The organism is Lactobacillus melliventris, assembly GCF_042679465.1.
Classification (GTDB): Bacteria; Bacillota; Bacilli; order Lactobacillales; family Lactobacillaceae; genus Lactobacillus; species Lactobacillus melliventris.
The window spans coordinates 108,841-126,232 of sequence record NZ_JBHTMT010000005.1 but is presented as its reverse complement, the minus strand read 5'-3'; the positions used below and the strand labels follow the sequence as shown (position 1 = coordinate 126,232).

19 protein-coding genes are annotated in these 17,392 nt (G+C 35.2%); 3 read left to right on the top strand and 16 right to left on the bottom strand.

The window, feature by feature from the left end; genetic code table 11:
* Positions 1-30 precede the first annotated feature (30 nt).
* The 13 genes from ACFQ32_RS06920 to ACFQ32_RS06860 all read right to left on the bottom strand — a co-directional run bounded on the left by ACFQ32_RS06920 (position 31) and on the right by ACFQ32_RS06860 (position 10,487).
* On the bottom strand, positions 31-636 hold the full coding sequence (locus ACFQ32_RS06920; protein ID WP_046325296.1) for an ATP-binding cassette domain-containing protein: 606 nt from the start codon (positions 634-636) through the stop codon (positions 31-33).
* Between the two features lie 8 nt (positions 637-644).
* Positions 645-1,229 carry a hypothetical protein gene (locus ACFQ32_RS06915; protein WP_143444025.1) on the bottom strand — a complete coding sequence of 195 codons (585 nt, stop codon included), beginning with the start codon at positions 1,227-1,229 and terminating at the stop codon, positions 645-647.
* Between the two features lie 2 nt (positions 1,230-1,231).
* Positions 1,232-2,059, bottom strand: coding sequence for a hypothetical protein (locus ACFQ32_RS06910; RefSeq protein ID WP_046325298.1), 828 nt, complete (start codon positions 2,057-2,059; stop codon positions 1,232-1,234).
* Positions 2,060-2,229: 170 nt separating this feature from the next.
* Entirely contained in the window at positions 2,230-3,708 is a 1,479-nt protein-coding gene (locus ACFQ32_RS06905; RefSeq protein ID WP_046325299.1) for a UDP-glucose--hexose-1-phosphate uridylyltransferase, read from the bottom strand.
* A 15-nt stretch (positions 3,709-3,723) separates the two neighbouring features.
* Complete coding sequence (locus tag ACFQ32_RS06900) at positions 3,724-4,887, bottom strand: galactokinase (RefSeq protein WP_046325300.1); 1,164 nt, start codon at positions 4,885-4,887, stop codon at positions 3,724-3,726.
* Between the two features lie 140 nt (positions 4,888-5,027).
* Positions 5,028-5,963, bottom strand: coding sequence for an AAA family ATPase (locus tag ACFQ32_RS06895; RefSeq protein ID WP_046325301.1), 936 nt, complete (start codon positions 5,961-5,963; stop codon positions 5,028-5,030).
* Between the two features lie 85 nt (positions 5,964-6,048).
* Complete coding sequence (locus ACFQ32_RS06890) at positions 6,049-6,729, bottom strand: 2,3-bisphosphoglycerate-dependent phosphoglycerate mutase (protein ID WP_046325302.1); 681 nt, start codon at positions 6,727-6,729, stop codon at positions 6,049-6,051.
* Between the two features lies 1 nt (position 6,730).
* Positions 6,731-6,910 carry a hypothetical protein gene (locus ACFQ32_RS06885; protein WP_052724659.1) on the bottom strand — a complete coding sequence of 60 codons (180 nt, stop codon included), beginning with the start codon at positions 6,908-6,910 and terminating at the stop codon, positions 6,731-6,733.
* A 14-nt stretch (positions 6,911-6,924) separates the two neighbouring features.
* Positions 6,925-7,806 carry a cation diffusion facilitator family transporter gene (locus tag ACFQ32_RS06880; protein WP_046325303.1) on the bottom strand — a complete coding sequence of 294 codons (882 nt, stop codon included), beginning with the start codon at positions 7,804-7,806 and terminating at the stop codon, positions 6,925-6,927.
* A gap of 53 nt (positions 7,807-7,859) precedes the next feature.
* Positions 7,860-8,540 (bottom strand): histidine phosphatase family protein, encoded by a 681-nt coding sequence (locus ACFQ32_RS06875; RefSeq protein ID WP_046325304.1) that lies wholly within the window; start codon positions 8,538-8,540, stop codon positions 7,860-7,862.
* 34 nt (positions 8,541-8,574) lie between these two features.
* Entirely contained in the window at positions 8,575-9,336 is a 762-nt protein-coding gene (locus ACFQ32_RS06870; protein ID WP_046325305.1) for a sulfite exporter TauE/SafE family protein, read from the bottom strand.
* Positions 9,337-9,586: 250 nt separating this feature from the next.
* Positions 9,587-10,222, bottom strand: a complete 636-nt coding sequence (locus ACFQ32_RS06865; protein ID WP_046325306.1) for an SdpI family protein — start codon at positions 10,220-10,222, stop codon at positions 9,587-9,589.
* Positions 10,209-10,487 carry an autorepressor SdpR family transcription factor gene (locus tag ACFQ32_RS06860; protein WP_034980372.1) on the bottom strand — a complete coding sequence of 93 codons (279 nt, stop codon included), beginning with the start codon at positions 10,485-10,487 and terminating at the stop codon, positions 10,209-10,211. The genes ACFQ32_RS06865 and ACFQ32_RS06860 overlap by 14 nt, the downstream gene beginning before the upstream one ends.
* A gap of 257 nt (positions 10,488-10,744) precedes the next feature.
* On the opposite strand from ACFQ32_RS06860, the gene ACFQ32_RS06855 reads away from it, so the two are divergent.
* The 3 genes from ACFQ32_RS06855 (at position 10,745) to ACFQ32_RS06845 (ending at position 13,263) form a co-directional block, all read left to right on the top strand.
* Positions 10,745-11,401: an HAD family hydrolase gene (locus ACFQ32_RS06855; protein ID WP_046325758.1), complete on the top strand. Its 657-nt coding sequence runs from the start codon at positions 10,745-10,747 to the stop codon at positions 11,399-11,401.
* A 36-nt stretch (positions 11,402-11,437) separates the two neighbouring features.
* Positions 11,438-12,022 (top strand): DJ-1 family glyoxalase III, encoded by a 585-nt coding sequence (locus tag ACFQ32_RS06850; protein WP_046325307.1) that lies wholly within the window; start codon positions 11,438-11,440, stop codon positions 12,020-12,022.
* 206 nt (positions 12,023-12,228) lie between these two features.
* On the top strand, positions 12,229-13,263 hold the full coding sequence (locus ACFQ32_RS06845; protein WP_046325308.1) for a linear amide C-N hydrolase: 1,035 nt from the start codon (positions 12,229-12,231) through the stop codon (positions 13,261-13,263).
* A 105-nt stretch (positions 13,264-13,368) separates the two neighbouring features.
* Here ACFQ32_RS06845 and ACFQ32_RS06840 read toward each other — a convergent pair whose 3' ends face one another.
* The 3 genes from ACFQ32_RS06840 to ACFQ32_RS06830 all read right to left on the bottom strand — a co-directional run bounded on the left by ACFQ32_RS06840 (position 13,369) and on the right by ACFQ32_RS06830 (position 16,792).
* A complete protein-coding gene (locus tag ACFQ32_RS06840) occupies positions 13,369-13,677 on the bottom strand; it encodes a hypothetical protein (RefSeq protein ID WP_046325309.1) in 309 nt (102 codons plus the stop codon).
* Positions 13,662-14,006 (bottom strand): hypothetical protein, encoded by a 345-nt coding sequence (locus ACFQ32_RS06835; RefSeq protein WP_046325310.1) that lies wholly within the window; start codon positions 14,004-14,006, stop codon positions 13,662-13,664. The genes ACFQ32_RS06840 and ACFQ32_RS06835 overlap by 16 nt, the downstream gene beginning before the upstream one ends.
* A gap of 182 nt (positions 14,007-14,188) precedes the next feature.
* Positions 14,189-16,792, bottom strand: coding sequence for a cation-translocating P-type ATPase (locus ACFQ32_RS06830; RefSeq protein WP_046325311.1), 2,604 nt, complete (start codon positions 16,790-16,792; stop codon positions 14,189-14,191).
* Between the last annotated feature and the right edge of the window lie 600 nt (positions 16,793-17,392).

Genomic DNA, 17,392 nt, shown 5'->3' with positions numbered 1-17,392 from the left:
TTTTTATACGCTTTGAATAAGTATTCAAAGCTATTTTTGCTTTTCTCGCAGTATTCCCTTCTTCAATACGAATTGACGATCGTATTTAAGCTCACTTATTTGATCATGGCTGGCAACCACTATAATTTTATTTTGCTGTCTTAATTTTTTAAGCATAGCTACAAAAAAGCCAATGCTCTCTTGATCAATTCCACGTGTCGGCTCATCAAGCAAAATAATATTTTGGTTTTCCATCACAGCCTGGATGATGCCCACCTTTTGCCTCATACCAACAGAATACTTGACTATGGGTTCCGGATCGTCAGGATCAAGCATAAAGTACTGTAGTAAATCCCTAACTTCTTTCTCATTAAAGCGCTTGTTAAGATTAGCCAGAAAATGAAGGTTGGACATGGCTGATTCATATTCCAAAAAACTTGGATTTTCAATTAATGCCCCAACAATATCATTTTCATCCAACTTAATTTCACCGCTGTCAGCCTTTAACAAGCCGGTAATAATCTTAAAAATGGTAGACTTTCCAGAACCGTTAATACCTGAAATATGAATTAGTTCTCCTGGCTTAGCTGTCAAAGATACGCTTTTTAAAACCAGCTTCTGACCAAATGACTTTTTTATCTGCTTAAGCTCTAACATTATTTCTCCTAAAAGCCACCATAAATTTCATGAACAGCTCGATATAACTCGTCATACACGAGACTGTAATTTATTAAAATATTTTTCTCAATATAGTAGTGATAAATTAAGTCTATGATTATCGCCATTAGCAATAATAAATAAGGCCTATGCCAGTTATAGCCACCAACTAACAGCCAAAGTAGAAGCAAAAAAACCAGCACGTGTAGTAGTATGAGTTCAATGCCCACAATTGGGTTACCAAATTTAAATAAAGGGTAATCAGTAAAAAAATACGGAACAAAAAGACCTAATACAAAAATTAAACAATAAATTGTAGCCAGTACCATTAAGTGCATGATCATCGACTTATTCTTTTTTCGCACCGTCACAAACACGTTGATGTTACGAAAAGTAAGTATCTGCTTATAAAATAGCAAGAAGACCGCTGGCTGCAAATACAGTGATACCATGTGAAAATTGAGATATTCGTTTGGCAATTCCATGGTTTCTGGTGAACCTGTTTTTATAAGTATAATGCTCCCCATTAATCCTATCAAAAATATGATGAAACCAATTAAAACAAGTCTGCAGGATATTCTTTTTAAGCGCATAATTAGCCCAGCTTTCTTTTTTTCTTCTGCCAAAGTTGGATTAGGTAAGCAGCAAGTGACAGATAAACCAATGCCACTACTATAAAAAGCAAATATGAATTAATCGGTGGCAAGCGAGAGCCTAGCGCAAACTGTCCCGGTGCAAGTACAGCAAATGGAAACCACAAATACGAGAGAAAGAGCAAAAATTCATTGCCCAGTGATATTATGAATGACAATAAGGTTAAACCCAGCCCTACACACGGGCCCAAAACTAGATAAATACTATTTTTTGATACAAACAGACCAATACTGAAAATTAAAACAGCAAAAATACCCCAGCCAATAGCAGATAATATAACATACGAACATAAGTCAATTAGTTGATTAGTGGAAAAATATCCTGGTCTGGCACCAATGTATAATTTGATAGGTCTGGTTTTAAAGAAAAAGGGATAATAAAATAAGTTAATTAATGCTAACTGGTAAAGATTAGTTATTAAAGAAAATACTACACCAATAATAAACGAGCGAATAATCCCTGCTTTGATAAAACCATGATATCCAATTCTTTGCTGGACAGCGCTAAACATATTATTATTTTTAAAATAGATTAAGAGACCAGCTCCAAAGACAGATACCAAGGCCAACAAAATAACTAAATTTATAATATTTTCGTTCCAACCATTAGGCTGAATTGAAAAGAAAAGCATAACAGAAATGTCAACTGCTTTGCCCTTTAATGGTATTAATCCTGCTTCAGATTTAGCGGCTATAAAAAACTGCCAGGTAATCATAAAAAAATAAATAATTAGAAAAATAAGAACAAATTTTGGGGTTCGTTTTAGCATTAGCAGAAGTCCTCTTAACAAATATATCTTTGAATACTATATCATGTATAATATTAATTATAAACTAAAATAGTATGCCAAAAAAGTTAAGAAAAAACTAATTTTTCCCTATTAAAAAATGCTCTTATTGTTGCCTTTATTCATATGATTACTTAAATAAAATTAAAAACTTAACATAGACCAACTTTCTTAGCAAAACGCATAAAAGCGGCTTTACCTTCTGCAGTTTGCTTGAAAACCCCCGCGTCTTCTAAAACGCGTGCAAAAACAAGACCTAATTCTTTTTGTAGAATTTGATCCACATTTGCATTAGTGATTTCATACTTACTGCTAATTTCCTTAGCCCAGTCAAGATGCATTGGTGCAATATTGTTAGATTGGTTAAGCAAAAACTTTTTTACCTCAAGCATCTCGGGCTTCAAGCGTGGCGGAAAAACTGCTAATCCCATTACTTCAATTAAGCCGATATTTTCTTTTTTAATGTGCTGGACATCAGCATGGGGATGAAAAATTCCATCAGGATATTTATCTGAAGTTTGATTGTCCCTTAAAACTAAATCAAGTTCATAAGTTTGTCCATGTAAACGAGCAATTGGGGTAATAGTATGGTGAGGGGTATTGTCTGTAAATGCCCGAACTGTTACTTTCTCATCACTATAATTGTGCCAGTTTATTAAAATTTTGTTTGCTAAATTGATTAAGCTATTTTTATTTAGACCACGTAAACGGATCACAGACATAGGCCACTTGACAATACCTGCTTCTACATCATCAAATCCCTTAAAGTTAAGTTTTTTATCAATTGGTGCTTTTTCCATCGGAAAGCGATGCTTGCCACCCTGATAATGTTCGTGCGCTAAAATCGAGCCGCCTACGATTGGCAAATCCGCATTGCTACCAACAAAATAACCTGGGAATTTAGCAACAATTTCCAGCAAATTGGCAAAAGTTTGTTCATTTATTACCATCGGTTCATGCTTTGGCGCTAAGAAAATGCAGTGCTCATTAAAATACGCATAAGGGGAATATTGAAAGCCCCAAGTTTCATCTCCTAAATGAAAGCGAATGATACGGTGATTGGTACGCGCAGGATAATTTATATGACCAAGGTAGCCCTCATTCTCCATACACAACTGACACTTTGGGTATGACTTTACTTTGGCATTCTTGGCTGCCGCAATTTCTTTGGGATCTTTTTCTGGTTTGGAAAGATTAATCGTAATCTCTAGATCGCCGTATTTACTTGCAGCTGTAAAATAAATATTTTTTGCAATAGCTCTAGTTTTAATATAATCACTATCTTTACCCAATTGGTAAAAATCAGCTATCGCTTTTTGTGGTGAACGCTCATAAGTTTGCCAAAAGTCGTGGTTAACAATGCTTGGTCTAGGGACAATCAAATTCATTAATTGTGCATCAAGGACATCCCTAGCGGAATTATTAGCTGGGCACTTTTCTGAATTTTGAGCAGCCTGAATCAACTCGTCTTTAAGATCCAGTAGATCTTCCTTATTGGTTGTTACTTTTCTTGCCTCATCACCAACAAGGGCCAAAATTCTATTTCTCAAATAAATACGATCAAGTTCCGTAAAATCGCTGTGGGCAATAACTTGCGTAATAAAATTATCAATTAAATTCGTTTTATCCATCTCAACTTTCCAATATTATAAAACTTTTGTACCATCAGCAGTGTCTGCAATATAAAATGAAGGTAAATAGCCAATTTCTTCTTGATAAATATCAGCGACATTTTTTTCAAAAGCTTCAACTTTATTTTTGGCAACCAAAGCTATCGCACAGCCGCCAAAGCCAGCACCAGTCATTCTTGCACCCAAAACTCCAGGTTGCTTCCAAGCAGTATGAACCAATGTATCAAGTTCTTTACCCGTCACTTCATAGTCATACTCTAAAGAGATGTGTGAAGCATTCATTAGGTGACCAAACTCATTTAAATCACCCTTTTGCAGTGCTTTTTCAGCGTTTAATGTGCGTTCATTTTCCCAGACTGCGTGACGGCAGCGTTTCAGCAGGTTTTCTGTTGGCAAAAGATAACTATTCTCATCAAAAGTTAAATTATCCAATTCACCCAGCGACTGAATTGACAGTTTCTCCTGCAAAAAGTGCAATCCCTTTTCACATTCTGCTCTACGTTCATTATATTTTGAATCTGCTAAGGTCCTCTTCTTGTTCGTATTCATAATAACAATGACATTATCTTTCAAGTCAAGTGGTACCAGCTCAGACTCTACCTTTTCAGTATCAAGCAGAATGGCGTGATCTTTTTTACTCATAGCAACTGCATATTGATCCATAATGCCAGAATTGACGCCAATAAAGTCATTTTCGGTTTTGACTCCCAGCTTGACGATTTCTAACTTAGAAAAAGTTAGTTTAAACTGATCCTGCAATAAAATGCCAATTAACATTTCTAAGGCTGCAGACGAAGATAATCCGGCACCATCAGGAATATTGCCATTAATATAAATATTAAGACCATGATCAATCTTTGGCCCATCTTCGAGCATAAAATGAAGCATCCCTTTTGCGTAGTTTGCCCATGAATCTTCCTTTGCAAACTGCAGCTGGCGCATATCAGTTTCTACTACGCCCATATCGGCAAAATTAGCAGAATAAAAGCAAAATCTTTCATCAGTCCGCGGACTGGCTGCACCATAAATTCCTAAAGATATTGCACAGGGGAACACATGACCTCCATTATAATCAGTGTGCTCACCAATTAAGTTAATTCTACCAGGCGAAAAATAACAGCCGGTTGGTTCTTGGTGATAAATTTTACTAAATTCTTGCTTGAGTTCTTTAATTTTCATTTGTATCCATTTCCTTTTAAAAGCGCTATCAGCATACTAACAATTAAATTATACTTCATTATAATTTACCAGCAAGGCTTGAAAAGGAATTCTCAATATTAAAAAAGAGTTTCGTCTTGTCGAAACTCTTTTCAAGGCTATTACCAAATATGTAATAATCTATCCGGATGTAATTTACATAAATTAAACTGGTGCACATGCTGCGGCCGGCTTTGGGGAAATTGCTCCAAAAAATCAGCCGGATTAGCTAGTCCCGTAGAATATGACCAAACACTTTTAACCTTTTTAATAGGATCAAGCATTTCATTTCTAACCGGATACGCAGAAATCAAAAAATGTTTGTGATGAAATTTAAATACAAAAAACGGTAAGCGAAACTGATTGACAACTTCATCCTTGGTTTTCCCAATCGTAACTACATTACGATATGTACCATACTTTTCTGTAAATAAATCATTAAAAGAAAAATAAAAATTGGAAATATGCACATGAGGAAAGTTCTCTTCTGTAACTTTATCAGGAATTGCGATGACGTGAGCAAAATGATCCAAATTACTTTCCTTTTGCGATAATGCTTTACCTAACTGATTAGGGCTTATCACATGCGCCCACTCAGGCACATCAAAGTTATCTTGATATGATAAAAACATTTCCCTAATCACATTAGGCTTAACCCAATCATACTGTCTGCGAATTTCATTACGATTCAATAAATTTCGCAAAGTTTTATGATACATTAAATCAACGACAAATAACTCATAATGATAACGCTCGACCCAGGGTTGATAATGTTCGATGTTTTCCGTAAAAATATGCGTACTATCTACAATAACTGTTTCGCCGCGTTTCATTTTTTCTTCTACGAGGTAATCCACCACTTTTTCCGTTTGCTCGTTTGCATAACGGGGAATAACTTGATGTAAGCAATCTGTTTCTTCTTCATAATAATAGGTTAGATTCGCCAATAACAATCTGATCTGATCACGACTAATTGCATATGGCTGTAAGTGATGACGAGAAATAAATGAAGATTTACCAGAGCCGGGTGCGCCTCGTAATAAAAATATTTTACGCATGCCTCTACTCCAAACTAAAAATGTAAAATTTAAATGATATCGTATTAAATTTTAACATATAATTGCAGAAATCCTTACTATTGAACTAAAAGCTGCGTAAAATCTTTTTATCAATAATTTTTAAATGTTGATCAAAAGTATAAATTATGGGCTCTGCATTTGGCACCTCAAGCTTGATAATATCGTAATCATTGATATTCTCCAATTTTTTAATTAATGCGCGCAAACTTGAACCATGAGCCACGACTAATTGATCCTCACCCATTTTTAACCTGGTGGCTACGTTATCTTGATAATAAGGTAACACTCTCTTTTGTGTCTGATAAAGACTTTCAGCTCTTGGCAAGAGGTGAAAGTCGCAGCTAGAATAGCGTCTTGAAGTCACTTTTTCACCCAAAGGAGGAACAGCGTAAAAGCCACGTCGCCATTCTAACACTTGCTGTTTACCAAATATTTTGCGTGACTCATCTTTATTTATTCCACGCAATTTGCCATAATGTCTTTCGTTTAAACGCCAAGTCTTAGTAACAGGTAAATATAAAAAATGACAAATATCAGCTACTATATTAGCTGTCACAATTGCTCGAGTTAAAACAGAAGTATGGATATGAGTGGGCTTAAAATCGGTAATTTCCTTAATCAAATTGCCGGCGGATTCTGCTTGTTTTCGTCCTTTAACAGTTAAACCAACATCATTCCAGCCAGTATATACATTAGACTTATTGGCTGTACTTTCACCATGTCTTAACAATACCAACTTAACCATTTTACTTTACCCAGTGCATTATGATTAAAATCAAACCACTAATAGTAAAAATGATGCCTAATATCATAAAAGGAGTTACTCCTCGATTATGATTGCTGTACCGTCTGTTATAAGCATAGGCAATATCATATAAGCCGACTATCAAAACGATAACAGCAGTAAAAATACTAATTTTCAAAATTATCTTTCTCCTACTTACTCTCGATCAGTTACAATCATTTTATCATTTTTTCCGCGTTCACATTCAACTTGAAAATTAATATGGTTAATACCTAATTTTTGCAATTTTGCGCTAATTTCTTGAGTCAATAATTCGAACTTTTTAGCAGTCAAATCAGGATCAACGTTAACGTGCGCATCAAGCATGATATAACGATCGCTATAACGCCACAGATGTACATGATGCATGTTTTTTATTTCGGGAAATGATAAAACAATTCTATTAATTTCTTCCAAATCAATATCGGGATTGGATTCCATCAAGATATTTGCTGCTTTGCCGGTTATTTCACAAGCTTCATGAAACACAAAAACTGAAACCAGTAAGGTCATTAAGGGATCAATCCAGCTAATGTGCCAGTAGTAAATAAAAATAGCACCTATTACCACTGCTACGCTTGAAAGAGCATCACTCAGCATATGCATAAATGTAGAGCGCACATTTAAATTCTGCTCGCTACCTTGATTCATCACGAGCATTGAAATTACATTTGACACGAGTCCAATAATGGCAACGATGAGCATAACGCCACCACTAATTTTGGTAGGTGTCCAAAATCTTTCAATCGCTTCTATAAATAGGACGATACTGATTAATATTAAGATAATACCATTGGTAAAAGCAGCCAAAGTTTCAGCTCGCTCATAACCAAAAGTTTTATTCTTATTGTTGCGCCTGTTGCTGATGATGTGAGCCACGAATGAAATAATTATTGCACCAACATCGCTGAGATTATGAACTGCGTCTGATAATAAGGATAAAGACCCCGAAACAAATCCACCAATAAATTCAGCGGCCGTAATAACAACATTCAACCCAGTTACATACGCAAATTTCTTTGTAGTGTGATCCTTCATAAATTTCCTTTCAATGCCTAAGGGCGAAAAAAGTCCTACTTTTAAGCAGGACTTTACATATCTTCAGCATTTATATTATAATCTATAATTTCAAAATTGCCATCTTCACGAAGTATTCCCCGAGTTACACTACCATTATTGGGAAAATTAATATCATGAAGACCGTCACTCTGATTCCAATATTTAATTGCCAGGGTTTTTAAAAAATCACCATGAGAAACTAACAAAACTCTCTTTTCATTTTTAGTTAATTCATGAAGAACATTAATCGCCCTTACCATTCGTTCATCCAGTTCTTTTTTATTTTCAGCTAAATGACGTGGATCGGCCTTTTTGGTTGCTTCGCGAAACTCATAAATACCAACTTGATTGATAATTTTGGTTACATCTGTTTGTGGTCCAACACCTGCTGCCAGTGCAACCTGTCTCCATGTATCTTCAATATCATCACCTTCAAATGAACCAAAAAATACTTCTCTAAATTCAGGTAATTTTTTTATTTTACCGATTTCTGAAACTTGATTGGCATCTTTCATCAGGTGAACTGTATCAATTGCACGTTTTAAATCAGAAGAATACATATTGTCAAAATGAACTTGACTTAAAGCTCGCGCAGTAATCTTCAGATCATTAATTCCTTTAACCGTTAAGGGAGAATCACACCATCCTTGAACTTTGTTTAACTGGTTAAACATTGTTTCGCCGTGGCGGACAAAATAAATTTCCGTTGCCAATTTGCATTCTCCTTCCTTTATAACGTGTTTTAAACTATAACATATATGCTTTGTAAAAGAAATACCCAGCTTGAATAAAAGCTAAAGTTGCAATAAAGATGCGGACATATTTGGCCGGAACTTTGCGCAAGACATCCATTCCCAAATAGCCACCTATAAACATGCCGATAGCAAGAGGAATAGCCTGCAGCCAATATATACGCGAAGTAAAAATAAAGACAATTAGTGCTACCAGATTGGCCAGGCCGCAGATGACATTTTTGATTGCATTAACGACAATAAACTTTTCATCAGTAATATAAGTTAATAAAACCAGCACAATTACTCCGCCGGCTGCTCCAAAATAGCCAGTGTAAACGCCCATACCTAATAATGCAGCAATATAAAAAATTTCCTGCCACAGTGGTCTTTTATGCGGCTCTAAACTATGATGCTTACCTGAAACAATTACTAAAACACCCGAACCAGCAATAAAAATTGGTACCACTTTTTCAAAAACACTCGATGGGAAAGCTAATAATAAACGACAGCCAATTAAAGAACCTACAACCGTAAATATCGAGTAAAAGGCAACTTGGTGCCAATGTCCTTTAAGTTCCTTTGTCGAAGAAATAGTAGAACCAATACTAGTCCAAATCAAGGCAGCATCATTTGTGACATTGGCATAAACTGGTGGAATACCAACAGCTAGTAATACCGGATATGAAGCAAGAGAAGCCATTGAAGCTACTGACGACAACAAGCCACTGGCCACGCCTCCAATTAAGATAAAAATTACTGAAAAAATAGCTGCCATTCAAACTAACTCCCTTTTTAAAGTTAATTTCTATTATAATGCTCTTGAAAAATAATTTAAGCAGGTATTTTAATTCTGACCAATTGTCTATTTAATAATGAAATTGGCTTTAACAAATTAGTCTTTAACTAATAATTACTGAAACATACAGTTTTTGCACGCAAAAAGAATTAACTTTAGTCGATAATAAAGTCAATTCTTCTCTAAATAAATATTTTGTTTTAAATTCATCTCTCAGTATCTTAGTTACTTAATACCCTTTCTTACTCAATAAATATGAGTAAGAAGTTGGAATCAAAATAACCAAAATAGCAACAGCTATAATCATCCAATACATTTCCCAATAAGAAGTTAGAAGCAGAAAAATGCCGCTGATAAAAAAGATCCATCCGGCAAATCTGTGTGTTTTACGCCAATTTTCCGTATTATTCAAAGTCCATGGTAATCTAATGCCAACGACATGATTGGGACTAACTTTAGGCAGATAATTACCAAAAATAATAAAGAACAGTCCCAAAAAAGCACTAAGCATAAAGGAGCCTTTTACTTTATGACCCAGTGCATAGGCATAAAGTGACAGATTTACGATATTAGTAATAACAGGAACAAGCCAAAGGGTAATATTAACTATCTTAAAATCAAGATTTTTGGTTTCTTTTTGATTGTGTAATATAAAAAAAACCATTATTTGAAGCATAATTCCCAAAAAAGGCAGACCAATAATAACCCATAATTTATTGCTAAAAGCATTTGGCATATCAGTCATCCCAAAGTGTGTGGCCATTTTTTGCGGCAAACGATTATATAAAAATGCTCCGGTCAAAATTGGAAATAAGATTAGCAGAAGCGAGATTAATTCTGTTTGACGAATACTATTCTTTTTCATCATGATCTCCTTTCAGATCAACAAGCCAACCCATAATTTCTTCTATAATAGAAGTATTTAGCGAATAATAAATAAAGTTTTTTTCGTGTTCCTCTTCAATTAAATCAGCCTTTTTCAGCATATTAAGGTGGTAGGAAATAGTAGCTTTAGTCATATTAAAATGATTAGCAATATCTCCTGCCGACATTGGTCCATTTTTTAAAAGCTGCAATATTTTGCGGCGCACTGGATCTGACAAGGCCTTAAAACTAGACTCAAAGCTCACATTAGTTTCCTTTCTATTTAGACAAATATCTAATTAGATATTTGTCTAAATAGTATCACAATTTTACAAAAAACAATAATTTTTAACATGTTAATCAAAAATCCTTGAACTATAGTAAAAATAATAAAACTATTCAGGTGGCTGTGTGAGAACTCAGAAAAATTATGAGTAAAAACTTGTTCATAAATATTTGTCTTTAATTTAGCTTAGCTAATCGTTATAATGCAGAGGGTTAGTTAATGAAAGGAAAAGTACACTTGGCAAAATATGAAACTTTAATTTTTATTCTTGAAGGAAGCTTATTAAACGAAAAAGTTGCAGAACTAAATGCACTTAGTCAGACTTTGAAGTTGGCAGGCAGAGAATTTGGTCCAGCTCAGCGCATACAATATAACTCAGTACAGGAAAAGATTAAATTACTAGGATTTGATGAACGCATTAAATTAACTTTGCAGGAATTCTTTAAAAATGACTGGATTTCTGCGAAACAGGCTTTTGACAACCAGCTGCAAAAACAAGATCAGTTAAATAAAGAAGTCTTGCCTTTTTTAGATGAAGTGCAAAATAAAGTTAACTTGATTTTGCTGACAAAAGAGAAAAAAGATGTGGCTTTATCCCGCATGCAAAATACAGAACTAATAAATTATTTTTCCGCGGTTTATTTTAAAGATGACTTGACTAGTAAATTACCAGATAAGAAGGTTTTGACAACAATATTGCAGCAGCAAAATCTGTCGCCAGCTACTTGTCTTGTGATTGGTACAAACTTAGTCGATGAAATTCAGGGGGCCGAAAATGCTAACCTAGATTCCCTTTGGCTCGCGCCCAAGAAAGTAAAAATGCCAATTAGCCCTCACCCAACCTTACATTTAAATAAATTAAGTGATTTATTATTTTACCTGGAATTAAGCTAGTTTATAATAAAGTAAAAGGATTGTGAGGTAAAACAAATGAACAAAGTAGCTGTAGTTTTTGCCGATGGTTGTGAAGAAGTTGAAGGCTTAAGCATTATCGATGTGTTGCGCCGCTTAGGCGTTCAAGCGGACATGATTGGACTTACTAGTACAACTGTAAATGGTGCACACAATATCAAACTTACTTGTGATAAAACTGTTGCTGATAGTCTATTGGATTATGACGTAGTAGCTCTTCCAGGTGGAACAACCGGAGCAGAAAATTTACGTGACAATAAAAAGTTAGCAGATTTAATGATAAAACGGCATAACGCTGGCAAATGGGATGCGGCAATGTGCGCTGCTCCCATTGCTCTGGCTCGTTACGGCGTTATAGCTGATGCTGATTATACTTGCTACCCTGGTTTTGAAGAACAAACTAAAAAAGATGCCCCAAGCGGACATTTCAAGGAAACTATTACTGTTACTGATAATGTTCACAAAGTAATTACCAGTCGTGGTCCTGCAACTGCCTGGGCATTTGCATACGCAATTGCGGAAGCGCTGGGAATTGACACCAAGGATCTGAAAGCCGGCATGTTATACAATTATTTAGCTGACAATATTCAGGATAGTTTGTAAATTTTTTGCTGAAAAAAGGAGAGGTTAGTTCAGAGCTCCAAGAGTTGGATAACTTTTGGGGCTTTTTTATGACCAAATTATCTAAAGGAAAAATTGAACTTTATACAAGATTATTTAAACACCCTATTTTTTAGTGGTATTTAAAAAATATGATAAAATTAGATTAACCTTAAAAAAGCAAAACAAATAATTGGGAGGTATTAAGCATGTGTACAACTATTGCAATTAAATCTGATAGTGGTGACGTATTTTGGGGACGGACAATGGACTTTACATTTGATCCCTTTAAACCTAGTGCAGATAGCAAAATGACCACTTTTCCTGCAAACTATGAATTAAAGGGTTTGCACCAAAGCTGGATGACCAAATATCCGTTTATGGGTATCAACGTCAATGATTCGCTTTTCTTTAACGATGGCATTAATAGTGCTGGAATCGTAGGAGATGCACAATTTTTAGAAGAGGCCTCTTGGGATACAGTAGAAAATCTTAAAAAGCGCGGATTAAAGCCAATCATTGGTGAAGAAGTTGTTGCCTATGTTTTAAGTAATTTTGGTTCTATCGCAGAAATTAAAGAAGCATTCAAACATTTAGGTCAGGAAAAAACTAATTATCCTGATTGGGAAGATGCAGACACAGGCATCCCTACTCCAATTCCAATGCATTACACTTTCTGTGATCCCAGCGGCAAAAGCGTTATTTTGGAACCAGTTAACAATGGTGCCTTCAAAATTTATGATGGCATTGGTGTGATGACCAATAGTCCGGAATATCCTTGGCATCTTGACAATTTACGGAATTATTTACATTTAACTAATCACAATTTGGGTCATCACCAAATTACTGATCAACTAGATATTAAACAAATTGAAAGTGGTTCAGGTCTGTTGGGATTACCCGGTGATTACACTGCACCATCACGTTTTGTTCGTGGCACATTTATTTCTAAATTCCTAGCACCATTCCACTCTGATCAAGGAATTCCACAATTATATAACGTCTTTAAATCCGTCATGATTCCACGGGGACTAGAACATCTTCACGAGGGTGAAGACAAATGTGATTATTCTGGTTACTGGGCAGGATATGATGTTTCAGGCAGAAGTTTATATATTCAACCCGAAGACTGCCCAACAATGACCAAGTTTGTTCTGGACCCTGACACAACGTCTAAAATCACTCAACCTATTCAACACGACTTTAAAGTATTAGAAACTAAAAGACAAAAAGCTCTAGCTTAAAATTTTTTACCAGTTGATTTGAGTCATTAGTCTTTTAATTATTCTATTTGAAACAAAATGCGTGTAAAAGTTTGATACTTTTACACGCATTTTTATAAATAATTACTATTTACCAACTAATAGTGATGGATATTGTGTATACGCTAAATCACCTTTATAAGCAAACCAGTCTTTTATTTCCTTTATTGATTTATTGGCAATTTTTTTCGTTTTGACCGTGTAGCTTTTAGCCTCATTTTTAATTTGAATTAGTGATGGCTTTTTGCCTTCAAACGGTAAATTCATGACTTTTAATTCGGCTTTGGTCAGTGGCTGTAATGCTTTTTTCTTAACATTTATGTTATAAAGATCGCTATTAAAGAAGTCAACCCAGCCTTGATTTTTGCCACTTTGATCAACTATGTGAGCAACCAATTCAACTCTACTGGTACCAAATTCAGTAATCTTAATTTTATAATTTTATCTGCCATTTTCTTAACCGAGCTTCTGCCAATTAGTTTAGAAGTATCATTGATAACATCATTAACTGTGGGATAAACAATAGTATTCCGAACCAATTTAAATACTTTAGAAAACCGTTTAGCAGACGTAACGGTCATAACCGGGTCTGTTGCCCGATTAACTGCTACTGACTTAGCAGTATCAATATTCTCAGCTTTAACTACAGTTGAATTAGCTAGCGCTGTAAAAGAAAAAAGGGTGACTGCAGAACATAAAACTGTTCTCAAATACTTGTGTTTCATTTTCTAAGCTCAAAAAACAAACTATATTAATTACTTGTAACAAAACTGTAATTTTATTACATTTATATGTCAATAATAAATATTTATTTAACTATCAAAAAGCAAAATGATTATCAATTTTGGCCAAATAAATAAGCCCTAAAAGTAAGACAACTTTCAAGACTTATTTTGAAATCAATTCTTTAGCAACTATTTTTTTCTACTTCCATTTTAATGTTGCTAGTCAAACGTTTATTCATTTCCAAAACAAAAATAGGAATTAAACTACCAATCAAAACGACCAGCCAGCCCTGAACAGGTAGCAAGGCAAAGTGCAAAAATTGTCGCAAACGAGGTAAGAGTGTCAGTGATAAAACCAGTATCATACTTAGTAACAGTCCCCAATTAAGCATTTTATTGGATTTAAATGTTTGCACAGTGATTGGTTGAGAATCTTTAATAGCGTAGATATCAATCATGGAGCCAAGGGCTAAAACTAAAAAGACTAAAGTCATACTCACTTGCGCGTCATTAGGTGAAATAACAAATTTACCATAGGCGTAAACTCCCAGAGTTAAAACTGTGAAAGTTGTCGCTCTAACAATCATTCTTTGCATTAATCCGCGTCCAAGAAGGCTCTCCTCGTTACCTATTGGATCTTGATCCATTATATTTGGTTCACCCGGTTCTTTACTAATAAAGAATCCTGGTATCCCATCGGCAAGCACGTTGATAATTAATAATTGTTCAGCTAATAGTGGTGCACCCCAACCCAAAATTGTACTGATAACCATTAAGAACATTTGAGCAAAATTAACACCAATTAAGAACTCTACCGCTTTAATAATGTTTTGGTAGACTGTTCTACCCTCCGCTACAGCTTTAATAATTGTAGCAAAGTTATCATCAGTCAGAACCATATCCGCAGATTCTTTTGCCACTTCTGTACCTGTGATACCCATGGCAATGCCAACATCCGCAGCCTTCAAAGCAGGTGCATCGTTCACACCATCACCTGTCATGGCAACTGTTTTATTAAGTTCTTGCCAAGCTTGAACTATCCGAATTTTATCACTAGGAGTAACACGAGCATAAACACTGATATCTTGAATACAATTTTTTAATTCAGTGTCCGACATTTTCTGTAAATCGGTTCCTGTAATTGCTTTTTGCCCTGACTCCAAAATGCCAATTTCTTTAGCAATTGCTTCAGCGGTCACAAGATGGTCGCCAGTTATCATTATGGTTTTGATACCTGCTTGTTTTGCTCTATGAACAGCCGCTCTTGCTTCCGGCCGAGGTGGGTCAATTAAGCCAATCATACCTGCAAGCTGCAAGTTAGAGTTATTTTCATTCCAATTAGTTGGATCAGCAGTAGCAGGAATTATTTTATATCCTACTGCCAGCACCCTTAGCGCTGCTCTAGCCAGATCATCATGAGCCTTTTGGCCCGCTTTAATTGGTTCTTTTTCATCTAAGGGTAATCTATCCCAAGCCCCTTTGACAATTACCAATTGGTTGCCATTATCTAGACGATGGACAGTGGACATCATTTTTTTATCAGAATCAAACGGATCTTCCACTATCCGAGGGGCTTTTTCTTCTAACAGCTGGCGAGAACTTCCCTGCGCGTGTAACCAGTTCACAATTGCAACTTCAGTAGCATCACCAACAACTTCTTCTGAACCGTCTTTTTCCATGATTTTAGCATTATTAGCTAAACCTAACATCTTTAACAAATTTTGACCAGCGTCTGGTAAATCAGCAGCTTTTTTAATGCCGGTTTCTGGAGTCCAATACTTGGTAATAGTCATTTTATTTTGAGTTAAAGTACCTGTTTTATCAGTCGCAATAACGTCAACATTGCCAATTGTTTCTACGGCACCAATCTGTCTGATAATAGCATTGCGGTTAGCCATTCTTTTGACACCGCGGGATAAACTGATAGTAACAATAATTGGCAAAGTTTCAGGTACAGCCGCAACTGCTAAAGATAGCCCGATCATTAAGCTATCAGTTAAGCTATTATTTTGCAGTCCTATGCTTAAGGCAAAAATCATCAGTCCACCTAGACCAGCAAAAAATGTCATCCATTTTGACAGGCTGTCTAACTTACCTTGAAGAGGAGTTTCCCGTTTATGAGTTTCATTTAAAAGACCCGCAATTTTACCGAGCTCAGTTGCCATACCAATTGCGTTAACTTGAACAAATGCCCGGCCACTAACAACTGCAGTTCCTGAGTACACACGTTCATCACTAGTCAAATTATTTTTTGGTTGAAAGCTTTTTTTAGAAACAGGTAAACTTTCACCAGTTAAAATTGCTTCATCAACAGCTAAATTAGTTTCATCTAAAATCACAGCATCTGCTGGAACCTGATCACCAGTGTTCAGATAAATCAAATCTCCGGGCACTAGTTCTGCAGCAGCGATTGTCACATCGTGCCCATCACGCCGACCATTAGCTGTTGGCAAACTCATCTCTTTGAGAGCTGCAAGTGATCTTTCCGCAGAAGCTTCCTGGTACAGTCCAATTACCACATTAATGACCAAAATCAGGCTGATTACAATGGTTTTGGTCCAACCACCGTTTTGAAAAACAGCCATATATGTCGCTAGAATTATTGCTAATAAAAGCACAAGAGATGAAATATCTTTAAGATGATGCCATATTTTTCTATACAATGGAACTGGGCGTTTTTCGAGCAACTCATTAGTGCCGAATTCACCACGCTTTTGTTCTACTTCAGCAGCAGTTAAACCGGACTTGGGGGTTTTCGTGAATAGTAGTTCTGACTTTTGGGACATGCTATCTCCTCCATTATTCGCTTATGAAATAAATTACAGTTAAGATGTTTGTATAGATAAGTTAATTTACTGAAGTTATATGGCTCTTTATAGACCTAAATTTAATTTTATGTATTAAAGACAATGAGTTATTTACTTTTAAAAAAGCAGAAAGCCTCTGATAGCTATCCGAAGTTTTCTGCTCATTTAGTATTTAAAAAGTAGTTGTTAATTAACAACGTTTTTTATAAATTGTCTTTAGCTTAAAAATTTAATTTCTAAACTAAGCATCCTCTTTCCTATACAAGCTTATTATTATTTTACATGAATTGTTATTTTTGAGCTACTTTAATGCTTATACTATTAGCATTATAAGGCTGAAAAAGCTCAGTTTTTTGCTAAATAATTAATTTTGTTATTTAAAGCGTTTTATAAAGTACTTTTTATAATCTGACTAATAGTCGAACATACTTTTTTGTCAACACAGCTTAAGCAAAAATTCTTACTTCTTTTATAAGCCGTTAACAGTGATTATGTTCAAATAAGAGTACGACACGATTGTAGTTGATTAAAAACTAAATTTATTAAAATAACCAGCCACTTTTGTACTGACTGGTTATT